Origin of the sequence: Corynebacterium sp. HMSC30G07 (assembly GCF_001806945.1) — a bacterium.
GTDB lineage: Bacteria > Actinomycetota > Actinomycetes > Mycobacteriales > Mycobacteriaceae > Corynebacterium > Corynebacterium riegelii.
This window is the reverse complement of sequence record NZ_KV786448.1, coordinates 1-579: the sequence shown is the minus strand read 5'-3', so window position 1 is coordinate 579 and position 579 is coordinate 1. Positions and strand designations below refer to the sequence as shown.

At 54.9% G+C, this 579-nt stretch carries 1 pseudogene; it reads left to right on the top strand.

Annotated elements, in window-relative coordinates:
- Positions 1–579: pseudogene (locus HMPREF3104_RS01405) on the top strand (transposase); the annotation flags it as partial.

Genomic DNA, 579 nt, shown 5'->3' with positions numbered 1-579 from the left:
TTTTGTGAGTCCTTATATCCGCACCGTCACAACCGGCTCCGGGGCAACAGCGGTGCAGGTCGTGTTCTCTGAACGCAAAGGTTCCAAAAGGATGAAGCATGTCGGTTCGGCGCATTCGGAGTCTGAGCTTGCGCTTTTACGTGCTGAAGCCCAACGCATCGTTGATGGTGACCAACTCGCGTTGGATTTCGGCGAAGTTGATCACACTCCATCTGCAACGGGCAGTGTGGATAATCCGCTACCGGTAGTCGGTCAGCGTGCCGGTTACCTGCTGAACTGCATTGATACGTGTTTCGACGAGTTAGGCCTTGCTGCGGCCACCGGTAATGATCTGGTGTTTCGTGATCTTGTACGTGCCAGGATCATTCACCCCGGTTCAAAGCTCGATTCCATCGAGACTCTTGCCGAGGTCGGAGTCACCAGCGCAAGCTACCGCACTATCCAAAGGCGCCTTGCATGCTTTGCTACCGAATCGTTTGGGGAGATCTTGTCCCAGGCGTTGGCCCATCATGCCGGGATTGGGCCGGGCGCATTCATCTTGTACGACGTGACCACACTGTATTTCGAAACAGATACCCC